Origin of the sequence: Cronobacter sakazakii, from assembly GCF_000982825.1 — a bacterium.
Classification (GTDB): Bacteria; Pseudomonadota; Gammaproteobacteria; order Enterobacterales; family Enterobacteriaceae; genus Cronobacter; species Cronobacter sakazakii.
The window spans coordinates 198,614-221,037 of sequence record NZ_CP011047.1; the positions used below are offsets into that span (position 1 = coordinate 198,614).

Genomic DNA, 22,424 nt, shown 5'->3' on the forward strand with positions numbered 1-22,424 from the left:
AAATGGCGTCGCGACGCTGAAGAAAAGCGATTAAACGGAGAGATATGCTGAATATAAGCGGCGCTTATGACCGTTAATTTCGCAACGCCCATTTCTGACAGTGATAAATCAAAAAAAACGGCGGGAAGGGAATGCGCCACGAAGCAGGGATTAATAACAGAATAAAATATCACGAAAGAGAGCATCTACAGAAAAACGGGCGGCTACTGCCACCCGTTTTTTTTTCAGCGTCGGTTATCGCCGACAGACGTTTGATAACAGCTCTTCCATCCATTGATGGCCCTTATCGCGCCCGGCCGCTTCATGCCAGGAGAGATAACAGGTACGGCTGTTTAATTTAAACGGCAGCGGCATAATTTGCAGTTGCAGCGACTGCTCATAATCCTGCGCCAGCCAGCGCGGCGCGATGGTAATAAGATTCGTGCGCGATACGACATTTAATACGCTGGTCAGCGCCATACCCTGATAAGCGATGGCGGCCTGTTTTTCTGCGGTGTCATACCACGGCAAACTAAAAGAGCTAAAACGATCTAACGCCACCACCGCATGCTGCTCTTTAAATACTTCACTTTCACGTAACAAATTATCCTTACGCGGATGGCTCTTACTGCTTACCAGCACCATTTCATCTTTAAATAGCGGTACGCAGGTAAACTCCGGGCGACGGAATTCATCGTAACCAATGACAAATTCGGTCTCCTGGTATCGCAGTTGATGTTCGATATTCTGATTTAAAGAAGATTTAAAGACTAAATGAATATTGGGCGCGGGTAATGACTCCAACTTATTGATAGTGTTTTATGGGTAATGACTCCAACTTATTGATAGTGTTTTATGTTCAGATAATGCCCGATGACTTTGTCATGCAGCTCCACCGATTTTGAGAACGACAGCGACTTCCGTCCCAGCCGTGCCAGGTGCTGCCTCAGATTCAGGTTATGCCGCTCAATTCGCTGCGTATATCGCTTGCTGATTACGTGCAGCTTTCCCTTCAGGCGGGATTCATACAGCGGCCAGCCATCCGTCATCCATATCACCACGTCAAAGGGTGACAGCAGGCTCATAAGACGCCCCAGCGTCGCCATAGTGCGTTCACCGAATACGTGCGCAACAACCGTCTTCCGGAGCCTGTCATACGCGTAAAACAGCCAGCGCTGGCGCGATTTAGCCCCGACGTATCCCCACTGTTCGTCCATTTCCGCGCAGACGATGACGTCACTGCCCGGCTGTATGCGCGAGGTTACCGACTGCGGCCTGAGTTTTTTAAATGGCGGAAAATCGTGTTGAGGCCAACGCCCATAATGCGGGCGGTTGCCCGGCATCCAACGCCATTCATGGCCATATCAATGATTTTCTGGTGCGTACCGGGTTGAGAAGCGGTGTAAGTGAACTGCAGTTGCCATGTTTTACGGCAGTGAGAGCAGAGATAGCGCTGATGTCCGGCGGTGCTTTTGCCGTTACGCACCACCCCGTCAGTAGCTGAACAGGAGGGACAGCTGATAGAAACAGAAGCCACTGGAGCACCTCAAAAACACCATCATACACTAAATCAGTAAGTTGGCAGCATCACCTGCATGCATTACCCAGAACATTCCGTTTATCATGTAGCAATTTCAGGCAAAAGAGGAGGTTCAAAAACTCATAAAAAGTTGCTGTTTTGAATTAAAAGTTCATTAATAGACAATAAAAATAAATCTCCTGATATTTTAGGACCTTGTTTATCATGGTACTTTTCTTACAGCCCGATCAAATCATAAAAAAGACGAATAAACAATAATTCACTTAATGAATTATCAATTAAGTTTTCGTAAATACTTCACTTTTTTAATAAATGCGACGGCGTGCTTTGAATTATTCACGCTCAAATGTCATCACATCCTCACTCGCGCTTTTAATTCATTGATATGATAAATAATCTAACGCAATTAAACCGATAAAAAGGAACTAAAAATGCGCATCCAAAGGGCTTCAACACTTACGCCTCGCTTAACGTATACATATATTTTATATAACTGCGATTACTCAGCATAATCCACTAAATCCGCATCTGGCGTCGCCCGTTTGGGTTAACTGTAGAATTACGGACAGGGGGTTGACATGGTCTGTGGTATCAAGTACCACTAAAAGCCTGTTAACGCATTTATTCGGGACATGATTCATGATTCGCATCGTTCGTTTCGCTGGTCTACTACTACTAAACGCATCCTCAGTGCGCGGTAGACTGGTGCGCGACGTTCAGCGGTAACGCTTGAGTCAGGTCATCAGAAATAAAAAACCCGCGCCGCTGCGCGGGTTTTTTTATGCTCACGCAAGGCGCCCCAGGACAAAAAAGGACACCAACCATGAGCCAGCAAGTCATTATTTTTGATACCACATTGCGTGACGGTGAGCAGGCGCTCCAGGCGAGCCTGAGCGTAAAGGAAAAACTGCAAATCGCGCTGGCGCTTGAGCGCATGGGTGTCGATGTCATGGAGGTCGGTTTTCCGGTCTCTTCGCCGGGCGATTTCGAGTCGGTCCAGACCATTGCCCGTCAGGTAAAAAACAGCCGCGTCTGCGCCCTGGCGCGCTGCGTGGAAAAAGATATCGATGTGGCCGCCGAATCCCTGAAAGTTGCCGAGGCGTTTCGTATTCACACTTTCATCGCCACCTCGCCGATGCACATCGCGACCAAACTGCGCAGCACCCTGGATGAAGTGATTGAGCGCGCCGTTTATATGGTAAAGCGCGCCCGCAACTATACCGATGACGTCGAATTCTCCTGCGAAGACGCAGGCCGCACGCCGATTGCCGATCTGGCGCGCGTGGTGGAAGCCGCCATCAACGCGGGTGCCACCACCATTAATATCCCGGACACCGTCGGCTACACCCTGCCTTTCGAATTCAGCAATATCATCAGCGGCCTGTACGAGCGCGTACCGAACATCGATAAAGCGGTTATCTCCGTTCATACCCATGACGATCTGGGCATGGCCGTCGGCAACGCCCTGGCCGCCGTGCAGGCGGGCGCGCGTCAGGTGGAAGGTACGTTAAATGGTATCGGCGAACGCGCGGGCAACTGCGCGCTGGAAGAAGTCATTATGGCTATCAAGCTGCGCCAGAACCTGATGAACGTCCACACCCGCATTAATCACCAGGAGATCTGGCGCACCAGCCAGACGGTGAGCCAGATCTGCAACATGCCGATCCCGGCGAACAAAGCGGTGGTCGGCTCTGGCGCCTTCGCCCACTCGTCCGGCATCCACCAGGACGGCGTCCTGAAAAACCGCGAAAACTACGAAATCATGACGCCGGAATCCATCGGCCTGAATCAGGTGCAACTGAACCTGACCTCCCGCTCCGGCCGCGCTGCCGTGAAGCATCGCATGGAGGAGATGGGCTACCAAGAAAACGACTACAACCTGGATGACCTGTACGATGCCTTCCTGAAACTGGCCGACAAAAAAGGCCAGGTGTTTGATTACGATCTGGAAGCGCTGGCCTTTATTAATAAACAGCAGGAAGAGCCTGAGCATTTCCGTCTGGAATATTTCAGTGTGCAGTCCGGCTCAAACGCCATGGCGACCGCCTCTGTGAAGCTCGCCTGCGGCGAGGAGATCAAAGCCGAAGCCGCTAACGGCAACGGCCCGGTCGATGCCGTCTATCAGGCCATCAACCGCATTACCGATTACGACATTGAGCTGGTGAAATATCAGTTAGGCGCAAAAGGCCATGGCAAAAACGCGCTGGGCCAGGTGGATATCGTGGTCAGCTACAACGGCCGCCACTTCCACGGCGTGGGGCTGACGACCGATATCGTCGAATCCTCCGCCCGCGCGATGATCAACGTGCTGAACAACATCTGGCGCGCCGGTGAAGTCGAGAAAGAATTGCAACGCAAAGCACAGAATAAAGAACACAATCAGGAAACCGTGTGATGTCTAAAAATTATCATATTGCAGTTTTGCCGGGCGACGGTATTGGCCCGGAAGTGATGGCGCAAGCCCTGAAAGTACTGGATGCCGTTCGTGGTCGTTTTGATATGCGTATCACCACCAGCCACTACGACGTTGGCGGCATTGCCATCGATCGCCACGGCAACCCGCTGCCGCAGGCAACCGTGGAAGGCTGCGAGCAGGCCGATGCTATTCTCTTTGGCTCGGTCGGCGGCCCGAAGTGGGAAAATCTGCCGCCAGCGCAGCAGCCGGAGCGCGGCGCGCTGCTGCCGCTGCGTAAACACTTCAAACTGTTCAGCAACCTGCGCCCGGCGAAGCTCTACCCGGGGCTGGAAGAATTTTGCCCGCTGCGCGCCGATATCGCCACCAACGGCTTTGACATCCTCTGCGTGCGCGAGCTGACCGGCGGTATTTATTTCGGCCAGCCGAAGGGCCGTGAAGGCAGCGGCATGCATGAAAAAGCGTTCGACACCGAGGTCTACCACCGTTTTGAAATCGAACGCATCGCCCGCATCGCGTTTGAGTCGGCGCGCAAACGCCGTAATAAAGTCACCTCGATTGATAAAGCGAACGTGCTGCAAACCTCGCTGCTATGGCGTGAAATCGTCAATGAAATCGGCAAAGAGTACCCGGACGTCGAGCTGGCGCACATGTACATCGACAACGCCACCATGCAGCTGATTAAAGATCCGTCGCAGTTCGACGTGCTGCTCTGCTCCAACCTGTTTGGCGATATTCTGTCTGACGAATGCGCCATGATCACCGGCTCTATGGGGATGCTGCCTTCCGCGAGCCTCAACGAGCAGGGCTTTGGCCTTTACGAGCCGGCAGGCGGCTCCGCGCCGGATATCGCCGGGAAAAACATCGCCAACCCGATAGCCCAGATCCTCTCGCTGTCGCTGCTGCTGCGCTACAGCCTGGAAGCCGACGACGCGGCGACGGCGATTGAAAACGCGATTAACCGCGCGCTCGCAGAAGGCGTGCGTACCGGCGACCTGGCCCGCGGCGGCCAGGCTGTCAGCACCGATGAAATGGGCGATATCATCGCCCGCTATGTGGCCGAAGGGGTGTAACCATGGCAAAGACCTTATATCAGAAGCTGTTTGACGCTCACGTGGTTCATGAGGCCCCGAACGAAACGCCGCTGCTCTACATCGACCGTCATCTGGTGCATGAAGTCACCTCGCCGCAGGCATTTGACGGCCTGCGCGCCCATGGCCGCCCGGTGCGCCAGCCGCGTAAAACCTTCGCCACGATGGATCACAACGTCTCCACCCAGACCAAAGACATTAATGCGTCCGGTGAAATGGCCCGCATTCAGATGCAGGAGCTGATTAAAAACTGCAACGAGTTCGGCGTTGAGCTGTACGATTTGAATCATCCGTATCAGGGCATCGTGCACGTGATGGGGCCAGAACAGGGCATCACCCTGCCGGGCATGACCATCGTCTGCGGCGATTCCCACACCGCGACCCACGGCGCGTTCGGCGCGCTGGCGTTCGGCATCGGCACTTCGGAAGTGGAGCATGTGCTGGCAACCCAGACGCTCAAACAGGGCCGCGCGAAGACCATGAAAATCGAGGTCAATGGCCGCGCCGCGCCGGGTATCACCGCGAAAGATATCGTGCTGGCGATTATCGGTAAAACCGGCAGCGCCGGCGGCACCGGCTATGTGGTGGAATTCTGCGGCGACGCTATCCGCGCGCTCAGCATGGAAGGCCGCATGACGCTGTGCAACATGGCGATCGAAATGGGTGCCAAAGCGGGCCTGGTGGCACCGGATGAAACGACCTTCAACTATGTTAAAGGCCGTCTGCATGCGCCGAAAGGCCAGGATTTCGACGAGGCCGTGGCGTACTGGAAAACCCTGAAAACCGACGACGGCGCGCAGTTTGACGCGGTTGTCACGCTCAATGCCGAAGAGATAGCCCCGCAAGTCACCTGGGGCACCAACCCAGGCCAGGTGATCGCCGTAAGCGACGCCATTCCCGATCCGGCCTCATTCGCCGATCCGGTTGAGCGCGCCTCCGCCGAGAAAGCGCTGGCCTATATGGGCCTCAAGCCCGGCGTGCCGCTGACTGATGTGGCTATCGATAAAGTGTTTATCGGCTCCTGCACCAACTCGCGCATTGAAGATCTGCGCGCCGCGGCTGAAATTGCCCGTGGTCGTAAAGTGGCGCCCGGCGTTCAGGCGCTGGTGGTGCCAGGCTCAGGCCCGGTGAAAGCACAGGCGGAAGCCGAAGGGCTGGATAAGATTTTCATTGAGGCTGGTTTTGAATGGCGTCTGCCTGGCTGCTCGATGTGCCTTGCGATGAACAACGACCGCCTGAACCCGGGCGAGCGCTGTGCCTCAACCAGCAACCGTAACTTTGAAGGCCGTCAGGGCCGCGGCGGGCGCACGCACCTGGTCAGCCCGGCGATGGCCGCCGCCGCCGCTGTAACCGGCCGTTTCGCCGATATCCGTAGTCTGAAATAAGGGGAACCCCATGGCAGAGAAATTTACCCAACACACCGGTCTGGTAGTTCCGCTGGATGCGGCGAACGTGGATACCGACGCGATTATCCCGAAGCAATTCCTGCAAAAGGTGACGCGTACCGGCTTTGGCGCGCATCTGTTTAACGACTGGCGTTTTCTGGATGACAAAGGCCAGCAGCCGAACCCGGAGTTTGTGCTGAATTTCCCGGAGTATCAGGGCGCGTCTATCCTGCTGGCGCGTGAAAACTTCGGCTGCGGCTCGTCGCGCGAGCACGCCCCGTGGGCACTGACCGATTACGGGTTTAAAGTGGTGATTGCGCCGAGTTTCGCCGATATCTTCTACGGCAACAGCTTTAACAACCAGCTGCTGCCGGTGACGCTCAGCGATGAAGAAGTGGATGAGATGTTTGCGCTGGTGAAGGCCAACCCTGGCATTCGCTTTGAAGTGGATTTAGAAGCGCAAGTGGTGAAAGCGGGCGATAAGACGTATAGCTTTAACATCGACGCGTTTCGTCGCCACTGCATGCTGAACGGACTGGACAGTATCGGCCTGACGTTGCAGCACGAGGACGCCATCGCGGCGTATGAGAAAAAACAGCCCGCGTTTATGGGGTGAGTTTTTGCGGTTTACCTGGTGTTTACGGCGGGTGCGCGTGGCTTACCCGCCCTACGAAAATACGTTTAAGAGTTTGTAGGGCGGGTAAGCGCAGCGCACCCGCCATCAGACAATGACTTACACGTCTTTAACCCGACTCGTCAGCCACAGCGCCACCAGCGCAACCCCGGTCATCACCGGGTATACCGCGTAATGCCCGAAACTCTCCACCAGCGCCCCTTGCACCACACCCGCCAGGATCACACCCGTCGAAATACTGTTGCTGAAAAGCGTGGTAGCGGAACCCGCGCGCCCCGGCATCAAATCCTGAAACCAGATCATCCCAAGCCCGGCGACAATCCCGATAAACAGCGCGTTAAAGAGCTGCAACCCAAGCAGCGCCTCGCGACTGTGAAAGAGATTAAGCCCGGCGTAGAACAGCACGCCCGCAGCCACCGCCAGCAGCATCATTGGCTTTTTACCGAACCGCTTCACGTAAAACCCGGCCAGCAGCATCGCCGGGATCTCAAGCCCCGCCGCGGTGCCCATCAGCACGCCCGCGAGGCTCTCCGGCAGCGCCAACTCCTGGCTCACCCACAGCGGCATATCGATGATATACATCGTATTGCAGGTCCACATCAGCACGGAGGCGATAAACAGCATCCGAACGTTCTTGTCCTTCCAGCCGCTCACCTGCGTGATGGCCACATCGGCGGGCTGTTCAATACGCGCCACCGAGGGCAGCGCGAAAAAGATAATCACCAGGCTCAGGATAAAAATCCCGGCGGCGATTAAAAACATGGTGGTAAAGCCGAAACTCAGCGCCAGCATAAACGACAGCGGCGGCCCGATAACCCACGCGAGCGAAAGCTGGGCGCGCATGACCGAACTGAACATCACCGCCTCGCGGGCAGAGTTATCGGCATACTCACGCGCCAGCGCGAAAAGCTGCGGCATGGCGGTATTCGCAAGCGACGCCAGCAGCACGCCTGCGGTAATCAGCGTCAGGTAGTGACGGTTAAAGGCGAACAGCACACAGTTGCCGACCGCCATCAGGCAGCAAAAAAGGATCAGCTTGCGTCGGTCGCCCCGGCTGTCGGAGCGCTTCGCCAGTAGCAGGCTGACGGCAATCCCGGCAATCGCGTTCACCGTATAAAACAGCCCGACCCAGAACGGCGGCGCGCCCACTTCACGGCTTAAAAACAGGCTCAGCGTCGGCGCCTGCAGCGCGCCTGCCACGCCCATCATGAACGCGACGACCATAAAAGCGAGATAGACGACATTAAGCCGTCGGACAAACGTAAGAAACCACAGCATCGGGCGCATCCTTTCAGTTGAGGCGGGCGAAATCGTGCTCATAATAGACGAAAAAAGCCAGCAGTAGCACACTGCTGGCAGGTGAAAAGCACCAATACTCAGTTACACGTGATGTCCGCTTAGCGGCGCTTAAACGTCACCGGGAATGTCACATCCCACTGCATGATCTCATCCAGCATTCGTTGCGGCGTTTTACCGTTCAGGCGGGCCAGCCATGAGCCGGAAAGACGTTGCGTTGCGCTGAAATACTGCTGATAAAACCTGCATGTTGACGACGTTTTCATAAGCCCCTCCGCTTTCATCGAAGAGAAGTATTGCCGTAATATAGGGAATATTAAATTGATGAGTTTCGAGCGGGAGTTCCTCTTTTATGCCTTCAGGTCGTCTGCAACAACAATTCATTCGTTTGTGGCAATGCTGTGATGGCAAGCCGCAGCAAACGACGCTCAACGAACTGGCCGAACTGCTGAGTTGCTCGCGCCGCCACATGCGCACGCTGCTGAACGCCATGCAGGCGCGCGGCTGGCTGACATGGGAAGCCGAGGCCGGACGCGGCAAACGCTCCAGGCTCCAGTTCCTCTATACCGGGCTCGCGCTGCAACAGCAGCGGGCAGAAGATCTGCTGGAGCAGGACAGAATCGATCAGCTGGTGCAGATCGTCGGCGACAAATCCACGGTGCGTCAGATGCTGCTCTCGCATCTGGGCCGCAGTTTCCGCCAGGGACGCCATATTCTGCGCGTGCTCTATTACCGCCCGCTGCAAAATCTGCTGCCCGGCAGCGCCTTGCGCCGTTCAGAAACCCACATCGCCCGGCAGATTTTCAACGGCCTGACACGCATAAACGAGGAAAACGGGGAACTGGAAGCTGACATCGCGCACCACTGGCAGCGTATTTCCCCTTTCCACTGGCGCTTTTTCTTACGCCCCGGCATCCATTTTCACCATGGCCGCGAGCTGGACATGCTCGATGTCATCAGCTCGCTCCAGCGCATCTGCGCCCTGCCGCTCTACGCGCATATCCGTGAAGTGGTCTCTCCCACCGCCTGGACGCTGGATATTCATCTGAGCGAGCCCGACGACTGGCTGCCGTGGCTGATGGGTAGCGTGCCGGCGATGATCCTGCCGCGGGAATGGCCGGAGCTGCCGAAATTCGCGAACCAGCCCGTCGGCACCGGCCCGTACGCGGTGGTACGCAATAACAGCAACCAGCTTAAGATCCGCGCTTTTGATGACTACTTTGGCTATCGCGCGCTGATTGATGAAGTGAATTTCTGGGTACTGCCGGAGATAGGCGAAGAGCTGAGCTGCGCCGTTCAGCTTGAAGGCCCGACGCGCGACGCCGACGAAAAAGCCGTAGAAAGCCGCCTCGAAGAAGGCTGCTACTACCTGCTGTTTGATTCCCGCTCGCGCGTGGGCGCGATGCCGGAGGTACGCCGCTGGATAAGCTCGCGCTTTACGCCTGCCCGCCTGCTGCACCGCGCCGCGCCGCACTATCAGCGCCTCTGGTTTCCGGCTTACGGCCTGCTGCCGCGCTGGCACCACGCGCCGCAAATTCCTGAGGCGCAGAAACCCGCCGGGCTTGAGCGTCTGACGCTCACCTTTTATGGCGACCACAATGAAAACCGCATTATCGGCGCGTTGTTGCGCGACATTCTGGCGCAGGAGCAGGTGGAGCTGGAATTGCGGGAAGTGAGCTATGAGGAGTGGTATCAGGGCGATATCACCAGCGATCTGTGGCTTAACAGCGCCAACTTTACGCTGCCGCTCGATTTCTCGCTGTTCGCGCACCTGTGCGAAGTGCCGCTCATTCAGCGCTGCATCCCGCTCGACTGGCAGGGCGACGCGCAGCGCTGGCGCACCGGCGCGCTGAACCTGCCGCAGTGGTGCCGCACGATGCTGGAGCGTCAGGACATTCTGCCGCTGATTCATCACTGGCTGATGCTCCAGGGCCAGCGCAGTATGCGCGGCGTGCGCATGAACACGCTCGGCTGGTTTGATTTTAAATCCGCCTGGTTTGCGCCGCCGGAGCCGTAACCCTTTCGCAACATTACGCAAATCATTACAATGGGCCGTTCTCAACGGGGTGCTGCCGGCTGACCGGTGCGCTGAGATAATACCCGTCGAACCTGATCCGGATAACGCCGGCGAAGGGATTTGAGGCTACCGCTCAAAATCCTTTGCCCCCATTTGATAAAGGTGCAAAGTGTTAAAAAAACTGCTTCCTCTGCTGGCGCTCGCCGCCGCTCCGGCTTTCGCCAAACCTGTTCTGACCGTCTACACCTACGACTCTTTCTCCTCGGAGTGGGGCCCTGGCCCGAAAATTAAAACCGCCTTTGAAGCCGACTGCGGCTGCGAGCTGAAATTCGTGGCGCTGGAAGATGGCGTCTCGCTGCTTAACCGCCTGCGCATGGAAGGCAAAAACAGCAAAGCCGATGTGGTGCTGGGCCTGGATAACAACCTGCTTCAGGCCGCAACCGCAACCGGGCTGTTCGCGAAAAGCGGCGTTCCGGCAGGTGAAGTTAACGTGCCGGGCGGCTGGAATAACGACACCTTTGTACCGTTCGACTACGGCTGGTTCGCCTTCGTTTATGACAAAAACAAACTGAAAAACCCGCCGAAAAGCCTGAAAGAGCTGGTTGAGAGCGATCAGAAATGGCGCGTGATCTATGAAGATCCGCGCACCAGCACGCCGGGGCTCGGCCTGCTGCTGTGGATGCAGAAAGTCTATGGCGATAACGCGCCGGACGCCTGGCAGAAGCTCGCTGCAAAAACCGTTACCGTCACCAAAGGCTGGAGCGAAGCCTACGGCCTGTTCCTGAAAGGCGAAGGCGATTTGGTGCTGAGCTACACCACCTCGCCCGCCTACCACATTATTGAAGAGAAAAAAGAGAACTACGCCGCCGCGAATTTCAGCGAAGGCCACTACCTGCAGGTGGAAGTCGCGGCACGCACCGCCGCCAGCAAACAGCCGGCGCTGGCGGAAAAATTCCTGAAGTTTATGGTTTCGCCTGCGTTCCAGAATGCAATTCCTGCCGGCAACTGGATGTACCCGGTGACCAGCGTCGCGCTGCCGGAAGGCTTTAACGCGCTGACCCGGCCGCAGACCACCCTGCAATTCACCTCACAGGAAGTGGCCGCACAGCGCGCGCAATGGACGAGTGAATGGCAACGCGCCGTGAGCCGCTGATCCCCGGCTGGCTCTGGCCCGGCCTCACCGCCGCCCTGCTGATGGCGGCGGTGGCGCTGGCGGCGTTCGCAGCACTCTGGACACACGCGCCGCACACCGATGCACGCGCGCTGCTGCACGACAGCTATCTGTGGCACGTGGTGCGCTTCTCGTTCTGGCAGGCATTTCTCTCCGCGCTGCTTTCCGTCGTGCCCGCTATTCCACTCGCCCGCGCGCTCTACCGCCGCCGCTTTCCGGGGCGGCGAATGCTGCTGCGCCTGTGCGCCATGACGCTTATCCTGCCGGTGCTGGTGGCGATTTTCGGCCTACTTAGCGTCTACGGGCGCAGCGGCTGGCTCGCCGCGCTCTGCGCAATGCTCGGCATCGAATGGACGTTCTCGCCTTATGGATTACAGGGCATCCTGCTGGCGCATCTCTTTTTTAATATGCCGATGGCGACCCGCCTGCTCTACCAGACGCTGATGCAGATCCCCGGCGAACAGCGACAGCTCGCCGCGCAGCTCGGCATGCGCGGCTGGGACTTCTTCCGGCTGGTGGAGTGGCCCTGGCTGCGCCGCCAGATCCCGCCGGTGGCGGCGCTCATTTTTATGCTCTGCTTCGCCAGTTTCGCCACGGTGCTGGCGCTCGGCGGCGGGCCGCAGGCGACAACCATTGAGCTCGCCATCTACCAGGCGCTGAGCTATGACTACGATCCGGGCCGCGCGGCGCTGCTGGCGCTTATCCAGATGGGCTGCTGCCTGTCGCTTATTCTGTTAAGCCAGCGGCTCAGCAAAGCGATTCCGGTCGGCGCGACGCTGGCACGCGGCTGGCGCAACCCGGAGGATTCGTGGCGCAGCAAGCTTACCGATTCAGCGCTGATTGGTGCCGCACTCTTGCTTCTCCTGCCGCCGCTGCTGGCGGTGCTGGTGGATGGCTTGCGCGGCGATATAAACCATGCGCTGGCCGACCCGGCGCTGTGGCGCGCGCTCTGGACGTCGCTGCGTATTGCGCTCTGCGCGGGGGGGCTGTGCGTTATCCTGACCATGATGCTGCTCTGGAGCACGCGCGAGCTGTACCTGCGCCAGCGTCGTCTTGCCGGACAAAGCCTTGAGCTCTGCGGTGTGCTGATCCTCGCGATGCCGGGCATCGTGCTGGCGACCGGGTTTTTCCTGCTGCTGAACGCCACCATCGGCCTGCCGGAACGCGCCGATGCGATTGTGATTTTTACCAACGCCCTGATGGCTATCCCTTACGCGCTGAAAGTGCTCGATAACCCGATGCGCGATATCGCCGCGCGTTACGGCGCGCTCTGCGCGTCGCTTGAGATACGCGGCCTGAACCGGCTGCGGCTGGTGGAAACTCGCGCGCTGCGGGTGCCGCTCGCCCAGGCGATGGCGTTCGCCTGCGTATTGTCGATTGGCGACTTCGGCGTCGTGGCGCTGCTTGGCAATGAGGATTTCCGCACGCTGCCCTTTTATCTCTACCAGCAGATCGGTGCCTACCGCAGCGACGCAGGCGCGGTCACGGCGCTGCTGCTGCTGTTACTCTGTTTCCTGCTGTTCACCTTGATTGAAAAACTTCCGGGGCGCCATGCTGACACTGACTGATCTCACCTGGCTGTATCACCACCTGCCGATGCGCTTTACGCTGGACGTGCGCGAGGGCGAACGCGTGGCGGTACTGGGGCCAAGCGGCGCGGGCAAAAGCACGCTGCTCAATCTGATTGCCGGTTTTCTCGCGCCCGCCAGCGGCACGCTCACTATCAACGGCGCGGATCACACCCACACGCCGCCGTCAAAACGCCCGGTGTCGATGCTGTTTCAGGAAAATAATCTCTTTAACCATCTGACGGTGCGCCAGAACATTGCGCTCGGGCTGTCGCCCGGCCTGCGGCTGAACGCGCAGCAGAAGCGTCAGGTCGAGGCGATAGCCGACAACATGGCGATTGGCGATCTGCTGGAGCGGCTGCCGGACGCGCTCTCCGGCGGCCAGCGTCAGCGGGCGGCGCTGGCGCGCTGTCTGGTGCGAAAGCGCCCCGTTCTGCTGCTGGATGAGCCGTTTTCCGCGCTCGATCCGGCGCTGCGTCAGGAGATGCTGACGCTGCTGGAAACCTTATGCGAGGAGGAAGGCACGACGCTGCTCATGGTGTCGCACAGCGTGGAGGATGCGGCGCGCATCGCCGCGCGCAGTCTGGTGGTGGTTGAAGGACGCATCGTCTGGGACGGCCCCACCGCGCAGTTGCTGAGCGGCGAGGCCAGCGCGTCGGCGCTGCTCGGCATTACGCCTCACTGAGCGCCGGTCACCACTTTCCACAGAATGCTGCGATACACCGGCATCAGCGGGTGGCTCTGAATGGCGAACAGCGCCACGGCCGCCGCCACCGCCACGCCGGGAGCCAGCCAGTGCAGACGCGCGCGCGGCAGATAGCGCGTGAGGCGATCCTGCGTTTTACCGCTGCGCCACCAGCGCCAGAGCAGCCACGCCGCCAGCCAGATCAGCAGCGCCACGCCGCCGAGCAACCATTTAAACGCACCGCTTTTCATCTCCGGCGGAATGTCGATAGCGGCGCCCGCGAGAATGCCCGGCAGAAAGTAAAACGGCGGCCAGAGCAGGCAGCCAACGATATTCGGCGGGAGGAATTTACGCACCGGCAGGTCGAGCATTCCCGCCACCATCGGCACCAGCGGGCGCGTCGGCCCGACAAAGCGCCCGACGAGAATGGTAAACATGCTGTGCTGATGCAGCGCGTGTTCGGTTTTATCGAGCAGCGCCTTGTGCTTTTTCAGGAAGGACCAGCGGTGCAGCGGTTTCTTAAAGCGCCAGCCGAGCCAGAATGAGATCCAGTCGCCAAGCAGGCAGCCAATAATCCCCACGGCCCAGGCCTCATAGAAATTGACCTCGCCGCTGCCGATGAGCGCGCCCAGGGCTGCCATCAGTACGGTGCCGGGCAGCAGTAACCCGACCAGCGCCAGGGATTCGAGGAACGCTACCAGCGTAATAGCAATCAGCGAATAGGCGACTGACTGAGTGATAAAGTGTTCCAGAAAGGCTTCCATAACGCATCCGGTAAAGTGTGGAACAGAGGATTCTCCTGAGCGCTATGCCCTGCGTCAAGCCATCCTTCTTTAACCATACTTTACTTTACCGGGCATGACACGAAACCCACGTTGCGTTATTCGCATCCGGCGCGGAATTCACTCGGGCTCGCCCCGGTGCATTTCTTAAACACACGCGAGAAATAGAGCTGATCTTCAAAGCCCACGTTGCGCCCGACGCTCGCTATCGGCATGCGTGTGGTGCTGAGCAGAAGCTTCGCCTGGCTGATGCGCTGATCTTCGCGCCAGCTCAGCACGCTGACGCCCAACTGCTGACGGAAGAGATGCGACAGGCGCGACGGCGACAGGCAGACATGCTGAGCGACGCTTGCAATATCAAAATGGCTGTCGGCCAGGTGATCGCTGATGTACTGGCAGGCATCGCGCACGCGGCTGTCGAGCGGCGCTTTCAGCGATTCGCTGATCGCCTCAACGCGGCGCAGCAGCAACTGCTCCAGCAAGTTTATCGCCAGCAGCTCGGCATAACGCCCCGGCCCCTGGGCGGCGTCGATAATCGCCTGAAACAGCGAAGAAAACTGTTCGTGATGCGCCTCGTCCGGGCAGTAAAAACCGGTATTGGCGAAAATGGCGGGCCAGTTCAGCCACTCGTGCCAGTAGGCGCGCGGGCGGAAATAGACCCACTGGTGATACCACTCTTTCGCCTCCGGGTTACGGCCATAGTGATGCACTTCGCCCGGTGGGAACAGCAGCATATCGCCGGGGCGGCAGAGATATTCTTTACCCTGATTTTTCACCACCCCTTCGCCGCGCACCGTCAGGTTGAGAATATAACCTTTCATGCCGAGCGGCCGGTCAATGAAAAAATCGAGCCAGCCGTCGGCCTCAATCGGCGTCAGTCCGGCCACAAGATGGGCGTTAAACGAGTAACCAGGCAGCAGAGGATCGTTTTGCGTTTCAGCCATTTTCACGGCGCTCCGAAGCGAGAGTGAAGAAACCATTTGTCCATATCGTTATTTTCGCCAGCAGCGGCAGGCACCTGAGCGCCTGGCACAACAGCGGCGGCGGCTTAAGCCCGCTTTATTACAGAAAATAACCTGTATTGCCTTCGCTGTCAGGCTTTTTAATCCATAACCGAAGTGTCTATAAGCGCGGCAGAAATGTCCACATCGAATATTTGCGTGGCGTCACAAATTCTCGCTTCACAGCATTTTCGTCCATAAGTTCAGCGGATCCACCCTGACCCTTTTGGCGGGGTAAAACTAATGTTCTCTCCATGTTTGTTTATCGCATGGAGTATGAAGATGGCTATTGCGCTGGGACTCGATTTTGGCAGCGACTCGGTGAGAGCTTTGGCGGTGGACTGCACCACCGGTGCCGAGCTTGCCACCAGCGTGGAGTGGTATCCACGCTGGCAGGAAGGGCGCTATTGCGACGCGGCCCGTAACCAGTTCCGCCATCATCCGCGGGATTACATTGAATCAATGGAAGCGGCGTTAAAAACCGTGCTGGCGGCACTCTCGCCAGAGCAGCGCGCCGCCGTGGTTGGCATCGGCGTTGACAGCACCGGCTCCACGCCCGCCCCGATTGACGCCGACGGTAACGTGCTGGCGCTTAATCCGGAGTTTGCCGACAACCCCAACGCGATGTTCGTGCTGTGGAAAGATCACACCTCGGTGGAGGAAGCGGAAGCAATCACCCGCCTGTGCCATACGCCCGGCAAAACGGACTATTCGCGCTACATCGGCGGGATTTACTCCAGTGAATGGTTCTGGGCCAAGATCCTGCATGTGACGCGCCAGGACAGCGCCGTCGCGCAGGCCGCCGCCTCGTGGATTGAGCTGTGCGACTGGGTACCTGCCCTGCTCTCCGGCACCACCCGCCCGGCGGATATTCGCCGCGGCCGTTGCAGCGCCGGTCATAAATCGCTGTGGCATGAAAGCTGGGGCGGCCTGCCGCCGGCAAGCTTCTTCGATGAGCTTGATCCGCTGATTAACCAGCATCTCGATTACCCGATGTTCACCGACACCTTCACCGCCGACATTCCGGTGGGCAACCTGTGCGCCGACTGGGCGCAGCGCCTCGGCCTGCCGGAAAGCGTGGTGATTTCCGGCGGCGCGTTTGACTGCCATATGGGCGCGGTCGGCGCGGGCGCACAGCCGAATACGCTCGTGAAAGTGATCGGCACCTCCACCTGCGACATCCTGGTGGCGGAGAAAGCAGACGTCGGCGAGCGCGCCGTGAAAGGTATTTGTGGTCAGGTGGATGGCAGCGTGGTGCCGGATTTCATCGGCCTCGAAGCCGGGCAATCCGCCTTTGGCGATATCTACGCCTGGTTTGGTCGTCTGCTCGGCTGGCCGCTGGATACGCTCGCGAAGCAGCACCCGGAACTGAAACCCCAGATTGAAGCCAGCAAAAAACAGCTGCTGCCTGCGCTTACGGAAGCCTGGGCGAAAAACCCGTCGCTCGATCATCTGCCGGTGATCCTCGACTGGTTTAACGGCCGCCGTACGCCGTTCGCCAACCAGCGCCTGAAAGGCGTCATTACCGATCTTAACCTCGCCACCGACGCGCCGCTGCTCTTCGGCGGGCTTATCGCCGCCACCGCCTTTGGTGCGCGCGCCATTCAGGAGTGTTTTGTCGATCAGGGCATAGCGGTGAATAACGTGATGGCGCTCGGCGGCATCGCCCGTAAAAACCCGGTGATCATGCAGGTCTGTTGCGACGTACTAAACCGCCCGCTGCAAATCGTCGCCTCCGATCAGTGCTGTGCGCTGGGCGCGGCCATTTTCGCCGCCGTCGCCGCAGGCGCTCATGCCGATATCCCGCAGGCGCAGCAGGCGATGGCAAGCCAGATTGAAAGCACGCTACAGCCGCAGCCGGAGAGCGCCGCGCGCTTCGAACAACTCTACCGCCGCTTCCAGCAATGGTCGCAAAGCGCGGAACAACACTATCTCCCTTCAGCCGCCATCCCGCAGTCTGCCGAGCGCGCAGGCCAGGCGGCCCTGACACATTAAGGACACGATGATGACAATTTTCGATCAGTATGAAGTGTGGTTTGTGATTGGCAGCCAGCACCTTTACGGCCCTGAAACGCTGCGTCAGGTCAACCAGCACGCCGAACAGGTGGTGAACGCGCTGAACGCTGAAGCGAAGCTGCCGTGCAAACTGGTGTTGAAGCCGCTCGGCACCACGCCGGACGAGATCACCGCCATTTGCCGCGACGCCAACTATGACGACAAATGCGCGGGTCTGGTGGTCTGGCTGCATACGTTCTCGCCGGCGAAGATGTGGATCAACGGCCTTTCCATCCTTAACAAACCGCTGCTGCAATTCCATACCCAGTTCAATGCGCAGATCCCGTGGGGCAGCATCGACATGGACTTTATGAACCTGAACCAGACCGCGCACGGCGGCCGCGAGTTCGGCTTCATCGGCGCGCGGATGCGTCTGCAACATAGCGTGGTGACGGGGCACTGGCAGGACAAACAGTCTCAGGGGCGTCTCGGCGCGTGGATGCGCCAGGCGGTATCGAAACAGGATACCCGTCACCTGAAAGTGGCGCGCTTTGGCGACAACATGCGTGAAGTCGCCGTGACCGAAGGGGATAAAGTCGCCGCGCAGATCAAGTTCGGCTTCTCGGTGAACACCTGGGGCGTGGGCGATCTGGTGGCCGTGGTTAACGACGTCAGCGAAGGCGATATCAACGCGCTGGTGGATGAATATGAAAGCAGCTACCGCCTGACCCCTGCCGCGCAAATTAACGGCGACAAGCGCCAGAACGTCCTCGACGCCGCGCGCATCGAACTTGGCATGAAGCGTTTCCTGGAGGACGGCGGCTTCCACGCCTTCACCACGACGTTTGAAGATTTACACGGACTGAAACAGCTGCCGGGCCTTGCGGTACAGCGTCTGATGCAGCAGGGCTACGGCTTTGCGGGCGAAGGCGACTGGAAAACCGCCGCGCTGCTGCGCATCATGAAAGTGATGTCGACTGGCCTTGAAGGCGGCACCTCCTTTATGGAGGACTACACCTATAACTTCGAGAACGGCAACGACATGGTGCTCGGCTCCCACATGCTGGAAGTCTGCCCGACCATCGCCACGCCGGAAAAACCGATCCTCGACGTGCAATACCTCGGCATTGGCGGTAAAGCCGATCCGGCGCGCCTGATCTTCTCCACCTCCACCGGTCCTGCCGTCAACGCCAGCCTTATCGATCTGGGCGATCGTTTCCGCCTGCTGGTGAACTGCGTCGACGCGGTAAAAACCCCGCACGACCTGCCGAAGCTGCCGGTGGCCAACGCGCTGTGGAAAGCGCAGCCGGATCTGCCGACCGCGTCTGAAGCCTGGATCCTCGCCGGTGGCGCGCACCATACCGTCTTCAGCCAGGCGCTGACGCTCGACGATATGCGCCTGTTCGCGGAGATGCATGACCTTGAACTCGCCGTGATCGACAACGAGACCCGCCTGCCCGCGTTTAAAGACGCGCTGCGCTGGAACGAAGTCTATTACGGCTTCAAACGTTAAACCCCAGTGCCCGGTGACGCGTCGTGCGCCGGGCCTGTGACTTCGCAGGCTCGCTCGCGACACGTCATCCGGCGTGGAGAGAGGTATGTTAGAAGAACTCAAGCGTCAGGTGCTGGAAGCCAATCTGGCGCTGCCGAAGCATAATCTGGTGACGCTCACGTGGGGCAACGTGAGCGCCGTTGACCGCGAGCGCGGCCTGTTTGTTATCAAGCCCTCGGGCGTCGATTACAGCGTGATGACCGCAGAAGATATGGTAGTGGTCAGCATCGAGACCGGCGAAGTCGTCGAAGGCACGAAAAAGCCATCGTCCGATACGCCCACGCATCGCCTGCTCTATCAGCAGTTCCCGACGATCGGCGGCATTGTGCATACCCATTCGCGCCACGCGACAATCTGGGCGCAGGCGGGGCTGCCGATCCCGGCGACCGGCACCACGCATGCCGATTACTTTTACGGGGAGATCCCCTGCACTCGTAAAATGACGGATGACGAGATCAACGGCGCGTATGAGTGGGAAACCGGCGTGGTGATCGCCGAAACCTTCCGCCAGCGCGATATCGATCCGGCTCAGATGCCCGGCGTGCTGGTGCACTCCCACGGCCCGTTCGCCTGGGGTAAAGATGCGGTCGACGCGGTGCATAACGCGATCGTGCTGGAAGAGATCGCCTATATGGGGATCTTCTGCCGCCAGCTCGCCCCGGAACTGCCGCCAATGCAGCAGACGCTGCTGGATAAACATTATCTGCGCAAACACGGCGCGAAAGCGTATTACGGGCAGTAAACCGCGCCCGGTGGCGCGACGCTTACCGGGCTTGCGGGCAACCTGTAATACCACCGCGTACCTGTATAAAACCCCAGCAAAACAGACGCAACCAGGCTATAATCACGCCTGGTTTTTTATGTGAGTACGCCGCGTGTCTGAAGCGCATCAGGGGTTTATTTTAAGCCGTCACTGGCGGGATACACCGCAGGGAACGGAGATCGAATTCTGGCTCGCGACGGATGCCGGGCCGCTGCGCGTCTGCCTGCCGCCGCAGGAGTCCGTCGCGTTTATTCCCGAAGCCGAACGCGCGCGCGCCGAAAGCCTGCTTGCGCAGGAGAACGACGCGCGCTTTGCGGCACTTTCACTGAAAGATTTTCAGCGTCAGCCTGTGTGCGGCCTTTACTGCCGCTCGCACCGCCAGCTGATGCGGCTTGAAAAGCTGCTGCGCGAAAACGGCGTCACGGTCTATGAGGCGGATATTCGCCCGCCGGAACGTTTTCTGATGGAGCGGTTTATCACGGCACCCGTGTGGGTCAGCGGCGAGCGTCAGGGCGAGCGGCTGATTAATGCGCGCCTGAAGCCGAGCCCGCACTATCGCCCGCCGCTCAAATGGGTGTCGCTTGATATCGAAACCAACCGCCACGGCGAGCTTTACTGCATTGGTCTTGAAGGCTGCGGCTCGCGCGTGGTCTACATGCTCGGGCCGGAAAACGGCAATTCCCGCGGCCTTGATTTCGAACTGGAATATGTCGCAAGTCGCCCGCAGCTGATTGAAAAACTCAACACCTGGTTTGCACGGCATGACCCGGATGTGCTGATCGGCTGGAACGTTATCCAGTTCGATCTGCGGATGCTGCAAAAACATGCCGAGCGTTACGGCGTGCCCTTGCGGCTTGGGCGCGGCAACAGCGAGCTGGAGTGGCGCGAACACGGCTTTAAGAATGGCGTCTTTTTCGCGCAGGCCGCCGGGCGGTTAATCATCGACGGCATTGAAGCGCTAAAATCCGCCTTCTGGAATTTTTCATCGTTTTCACTGGAGTCGGTGTCTCAGGAGCTGCTCGGCGAAGGCAAAGCCATCGACAACCCGTGGCAGCGCATGGATGAAATCGACCGGCGCTTCGCGGAGGATAAACCCGCGCTCGCCACCTACAACCTGAAAGACTGCGAGCTGGTAACGCGCATCTTCCATAAAACGGAGATCATGCCGTTTCTGCTGGAACGCGCCACGGTGAACGGCCTGCCGGTGGATCGCCACGGCGGCTCGGTCGCGGCGTTCAGCCACCTCTATTTTCCACGCATGCACCGCGCGGGTTTTGTCGCGCCCAATCTCGGCGCGGTGCCGCCGCAGGCCAGTCCCGGCGGCTATGTGATGGATTCACAGCCCGGCCTGTATGATTCGGTGCTGGTGCTGGATTACAAAAGCCTTTATCCGTCGATCATCCGCACCTTTTTAATCGATCCGGTGGGTCTGGTGGAAGGGCTGGGCGCGCCGGAACCCGCGGCGAGCGTGGAAGGCTTTATTGGCGCCTGGTTTTCGCGCGAGACGCACTGCCTGCCGGAGATCGTCACGCAGATCTGGCAGGGACGTGAAGAGGCTAAACGCCTCGGCAATAAACCACTCTCCCAGGCGCTGAAAATCATCATGAACGCGTTTTACGGCGTGCTCGGCACCAGCGCGTGCCGGTTCTACGATCCGCGCCTCGCCTCCTCGATCACCATGCGCGGCCACGAGATCATGCGTCAGACCAAAGCGCTGATCGAAGCGCAGGGCTATACGGTGATTTACGGCGATACCGACTCCACGTTCGTCTGGCTTAAACGGGCGCATAAAGAAGACGAGGCCGCAGAGATAGGCCAGCGGCTGATTGCACACGTTAACGCCTGGTGGCAGCGTCACCTTAAAGAGAGTATTGGCCTTGAGAGCGCGCTGGAGCTGGAGTACGAAACTCACTTCAGCCGTTTTCTGATGCCGACCATTCGCGGCGCGGAGATGGGCAGCAAAAAGCGCTACGCCGGGCTGATTCAGGAAGGGGACAGCCAGCGCATGGTCTTTAAAGGGCTGGAAACGGTGCGCACCGACTGGACGCCGCTCGCGCAGCAGTTCCAGCAAAATCTCTACCTGCGTATTTTTCGCCGCGAGCCGTACCAGGATTACATTCGCGACACTATCGCGCGGCTGATGGCGGGCGAACTGGACGATCAACTGGTCTACCGCAAACGCCTGCGCCGCCCGCTCAGCGAATACCAGCGTAACGTGCCGCCGCACGTGCGCGCCGCGCGGCTTGCCGATGAGCATAACGCGCGTCTCGGGCGTCCGGCGCAGTACCAGAACCGCGGCACGATTAAATATGTCTGGACAATGAACGGCCCGGAGCCGGTGGATTATCAGCAGGGCGCGCCCGACTACGATCACTATTTAACGAAGCAGTTACAGCCCGTCGCGGACGGCATCCTGCCTTTTATGGAGGATGACTTTGCTACACTGATGACAGGGCAGATGGGGCTTTTTTGACACGTGACGAACGTCCTGGCATCCAGTACCATAGCGCCCTTTTCACATCACCCTGATTGCGACACCCCGCCTGCACGCA

General features: G+C 58.8%; 18 protein-coding genes, 1 pseudogene and 1 riboswitch. Of the genes and pseudogenes, 13 read left to right on the top strand and 6 right to left on the bottom strand.

Translation table 11 applies throughout. The features are described 5' to 3' along the window. Window positions 1-234 precede the first annotated feature (234 nt). Window positions 235-768 (bottom strand): annotated as a pseudogene (gene leuO, locus CSK29544_RS00970) (transcriptional regulator LeuO); the annotation flags it as partial. A 50-nt stretch (window positions 769-818) separates the two neighbouring features. Beyond that, window positions 819-1,516 (bottom strand): IS1-like element IS1B family transposase gene (locus CSK29544_RS00975; protein ID WP_095033700.1). Its coding sequence is split into 2 segments (ribosomal slippage): window positions 819-1,267 and window positions 1,267-1,516, totalling 699 coding nucleotides; the frame shifts between segments, so codons are not numbered across the junction. A gap of 642 nt (window positions 1,517-2,158) precedes the next feature. Between CSK29544_RS00975 and leuL the strand changes: the two genes are divergently transcribed. The 5 genes from leuL to leuD all read left to right on the top strand — a co-directional run bounded on the left by leuL (window position 2,159) and on the right by leuD (window position 7,024). Next, entirely contained in the window at window positions 2,159-2,245 is an 87-nt protein-coding gene (gene leuL / locus CSK29544_RS25135; RefSeq protein ID WP_100207198.1) for a leu operon leader peptide, read from the top strand. Window positions 2,246-2,342: 97 nt separating this feature from the next. Then, entirely contained in the window at window positions 2,343-3,914 is a 1,572-nt protein-coding gene (gene leuA, locus CSK29544_RS00980) for a 2-isopropylmalate synthase (RefSeq protein WP_029039499.1), read from the top strand. Continuing rightward, entirely contained in the window at window positions 3,914-5,005 is a 1,092-nt protein-coding gene (gene leuB, locus CSK29544_RS00985; protein WP_007895927.1) for a 3-isopropylmalate dehydrogenase, read from the top strand. Before leuA ends, leuB begins: the two co-directional genes overlap by 1 nt. A 2-nt stretch (window positions 5,006-5,007) precedes the next feature. Continuing rightward, a complete protein-coding gene (leuC, locus tag CSK29544_RS00990) occupies window positions 5,008-6,408 on the top strand; it encodes a 3-isopropylmalate dehydratase large subunit (protein WP_007783795.1) in 1,401 nt (466 codons plus the stop codon). A gap of 10 nt (window positions 6,409-6,418) precedes the next feature. Next, the gene (leuD, locus tag CSK29544_RS00995) at window positions 6,419-7,024 is read left to right on the top strand and encodes a 3-isopropylmalate dehydratase small subunit (protein WP_007895930.1); all 606 of its coding nucleotides are present in this window, start codon (window positions 6,419-6,421) and stop codon (window positions 7,022-7,024) included. 117 nt (window positions 7,025-7,141) lie between these two features. On the opposite strand, the gene CSK29544_RS01000 is transcribed toward leuD, so the two are convergent. After that, window positions 7,142-8,320, bottom strand: a complete 1,179-nt coding sequence (locus CSK29544_RS01000) for a sugar efflux transporter (RefSeq protein ID WP_007895931.1) — start codon at window positions 8,318-8,320, stop codon at window positions 7,142-7,144. Between the two features lie 119 nt (window positions 8,321-8,439). After that, window positions 8,440-8,604, bottom strand: a complete 165-nt coding sequence (sgrT, locus tag CSK29544_RS01005) for a glucose uptake inhibitor SgrT (RefSeq protein WP_007847224.1) — start codon at window positions 8,602-8,604, stop codon at window positions 8,440-8,442. Between the two features lie 86 nt (window positions 8,605-8,690). On the opposite strand from sgrT, the gene sgrR reads away from it, so the two are divergent. The 4 genes from sgrR to thiQ all read left to right on the top strand — a co-directional run bounded on the left by sgrR (window position 8,691) and on the right by thiQ (window position 13,779). After that, on the top strand, window positions 8,691-10,355 hold the full coding sequence (gene sgrR, locus CSK29544_RS01010) for an HTH-type transcriptional regulator SgrR (protein WP_007895933.1): 1,665 nt from the start codon (window positions 8,691-8,693) through the stop codon (window positions 10,353-10,355). A 35-nt stretch (window positions 10,356-10,390) separates the two neighbouring features. Then, a riboswitch (TPP riboswitch) is annotated at window positions 10,391-10,492 on the top strand. Window positions 10,493-10,524: 32 nt separating this feature from the next. Continuing rightward, window positions 10,525-11,508: a thiamine ABC transporter substrate binding subunit gene (thiB, locus tag CSK29544_RS01015; RefSeq protein ID WP_012125773.1), complete on the top strand. Its 984-nt coding sequence runs from the start codon at window positions 10,525-10,527 to the stop codon at window positions 11,506-11,508. Next, window positions 11,484-13,094 (top strand): thiamine/thiamine pyrophosphate ABC transporter permease ThiP, encoded by a 1,611-nt coding sequence (gene thiP, locus CSK29544_RS01020; RefSeq protein ID WP_029039498.1) that lies wholly within the window; start codon window positions 11,484-11,486, stop codon window positions 13,092-13,094. The genes thiB and thiP overlap by 25 nt, the downstream gene beginning before the upstream one ends. After that, a complete protein-coding gene (gene thiQ / locus CSK29544_RS01025; RefSeq protein WP_007895939.1) occupies window positions 13,078-13,779 on the top strand; it encodes a thiamine ABC transporter ATP-binding protein ThiQ in 702 nt (233 codons plus the stop codon). The genes thiP and thiQ overlap by 17 nt, the downstream gene beginning before the upstream one ends. Here the strand turns inward: thiQ and CSK29544_RS01030 are convergent. Together CSK29544_RS01030 and araC are read right to left on the bottom strand one after the other, a co-directional pair. Further along, window positions 13,773-14,543, bottom strand: coding sequence for a DedA family protein (locus CSK29544_RS01030; RefSeq protein ID WP_004386426.1), 771 nt, complete (start codon window positions 14,541-14,543; stop codon window positions 13,773-13,775). The genes thiQ and CSK29544_RS01030 overlap by 7 nt on opposite strands. Before the next feature lie 116 nt (window positions 14,544-14,659). Then, window positions 14,660-15,505: an arabinose operon transcriptional regulator AraC gene (gene araC / locus CSK29544_RS01035; protein ID WP_085959000.1), complete on the bottom strand. Its 846-nt coding sequence runs from the start codon at window positions 15,503-15,505 to the stop codon at window positions 14,660-14,662. 339 nt (window positions 15,506-15,844) lie between these two features. Here araC and araB point away from each other — a divergent pair, with 339 nt between their 5' ends. The 4 genes from araB to polB all read left to right on the top strand — a co-directional run bounded on the left by araB (window position 15,845) and on the right by polB (window position 22,345). After that, on the top strand, window positions 15,845-17,557 hold the full coding sequence (gene araB / locus CSK29544_RS01040) for a ribulokinase (RefSeq protein ID WP_007895944.1): 1,713 nt from the start codon (window positions 15,845-15,847) through the stop codon (window positions 17,555-17,557). Between the two features lie 10 nt (window positions 17,558-17,567). After that, the gene (gene araA, locus CSK29544_RS01045) at window positions 17,568-19,070 is read left to right on the top strand and encodes an L-arabinose isomerase (protein ID WP_029039497.1); all 1,503 of its coding nucleotides are present in this window, start codon (window positions 17,568-17,570) and stop codon (window positions 19,068-19,070) included. An 85-nt stretch (window positions 19,071-19,155) separates the two neighbouring features. Further along, complete coding sequence (gene araD, locus CSK29544_RS01050) at window positions 19,156-19,851, top strand: L-ribulose-5-phosphate 4-epimerase (protein WP_004386431.1); 696 nt, start codon at window positions 19,156-19,158, stop codon at window positions 19,849-19,851. 133 nt (window positions 19,852-19,984) lie between these two features. Then, window positions 19,985-22,345 carry a DNA polymerase II gene (gene polB, locus CSK29544_RS01055; protein WP_007895746.1) on the top strand — a complete coding sequence of 787 codons (2,361 nt, stop codon included), beginning with the start codon at window positions 19,985-19,987 and terminating at the stop codon, window positions 22,343-22,345. Window positions 22,346-22,424 lie beyond the last annotated feature (79 nt).

Excerpts from the sequence above, each read along its gene's own strand:
- sgrT (WP_007847224.1), bottom strand. The coding sequence starts at position 8,604 with ATGAAAACGTCGTCAACATGCAGGTTTTATCAGCAGTATTTCAGCGCA.
- thiQ (WP_007895939.1), top strand. The coding sequence starts at position 13,078 with ATGCTGACACTGACTGATCTCACCTGGCTGTATCACCACCTGCCGATG.
- sgrR (WP_007895933.1), top strand. The coding sequence starts at position 8,691 with ATGCCTTCAGGTCGTCTGCAACAACAATTCATTCGTTTGTGGCAATGC.
- thiP (WP_029039498.1), top strand. The coding sequence starts at position 11,484 with ATGGCAACGCGCCGTGAGCCGCTGATCCCCGGCTGGCTCTGGCCCGGC.
- leuD (WP_007895930.1), top strand. The coding sequence starts at position 6,419 with ATGGCAGAGAAATTTACCCAACACACCGGTCTGGTAGTTCCGCTGGAT.
- araD (WP_004386431.1), top strand. The coding sequence starts at position 19,156 with ATGTTAGAAGAACTCAAGCGTCAGGTGCTGGAAGCCAATCTGGCGCTG.
- leuA (WP_029039499.1), top strand. The coding sequence starts at position 2,343 with ATGAGCCAGCAAGTCATTATTTTTGATACCACATTGCGTGACGGTGAG.
- araB (WP_007895944.1), top strand. The coding sequence starts at position 15,845 with ATGGCTATTGCGCTGGGACTCGATTTTGGCAGCGACTCGGTGAGAGCT.
- araA (WP_029039497.1), top strand. The coding sequence starts at position 17,568 with ATGACAATTTTCGATCAGTATGAAGTGTGGTTTGTGATTGGCAGCCAG.
- leuC (WP_007783795.1), top strand. The coding sequence starts at position 5,008 with ATGGCAAAGACCTTATATCAGAAGCTGTTTGACGCTCACGTGGTTCAT.
- araC (WP_085959000.1), bottom strand. The coding sequence starts at position 15,505 with ATGGCTGAAACGCAAAACGATCCTCTGCTGCCTGGTTACTCGTTTAAC.
- leuB (WP_007895927.1), top strand. The coding sequence starts at position 3,914 with ATGTCTAAAAATTATCATATTGCAGTTTTGCCGGGCGACGGTATTGGC.
- leuL (WP_100207198.1), top strand. The coding sequence starts at position 2,159 with ATGATTCGCATCGTTCGTTTCGCTGGTCTACTACTACTAAACGCATCC.
- CSK29544_RS01030 (WP_004386426.1), bottom strand. The coding sequence starts at position 14,543 with ATGGAAGCCTTTCTGGAACACTTTATCACTCAGTCAGTCGCCTATTCG.
- CSK29544_RS01000 (WP_007895931.1), bottom strand. The coding sequence starts at position 8,320 with ATGCTGTGGTTTCTTACGTTTGTCCGACGGCTTAATGTCGTCTATCTC.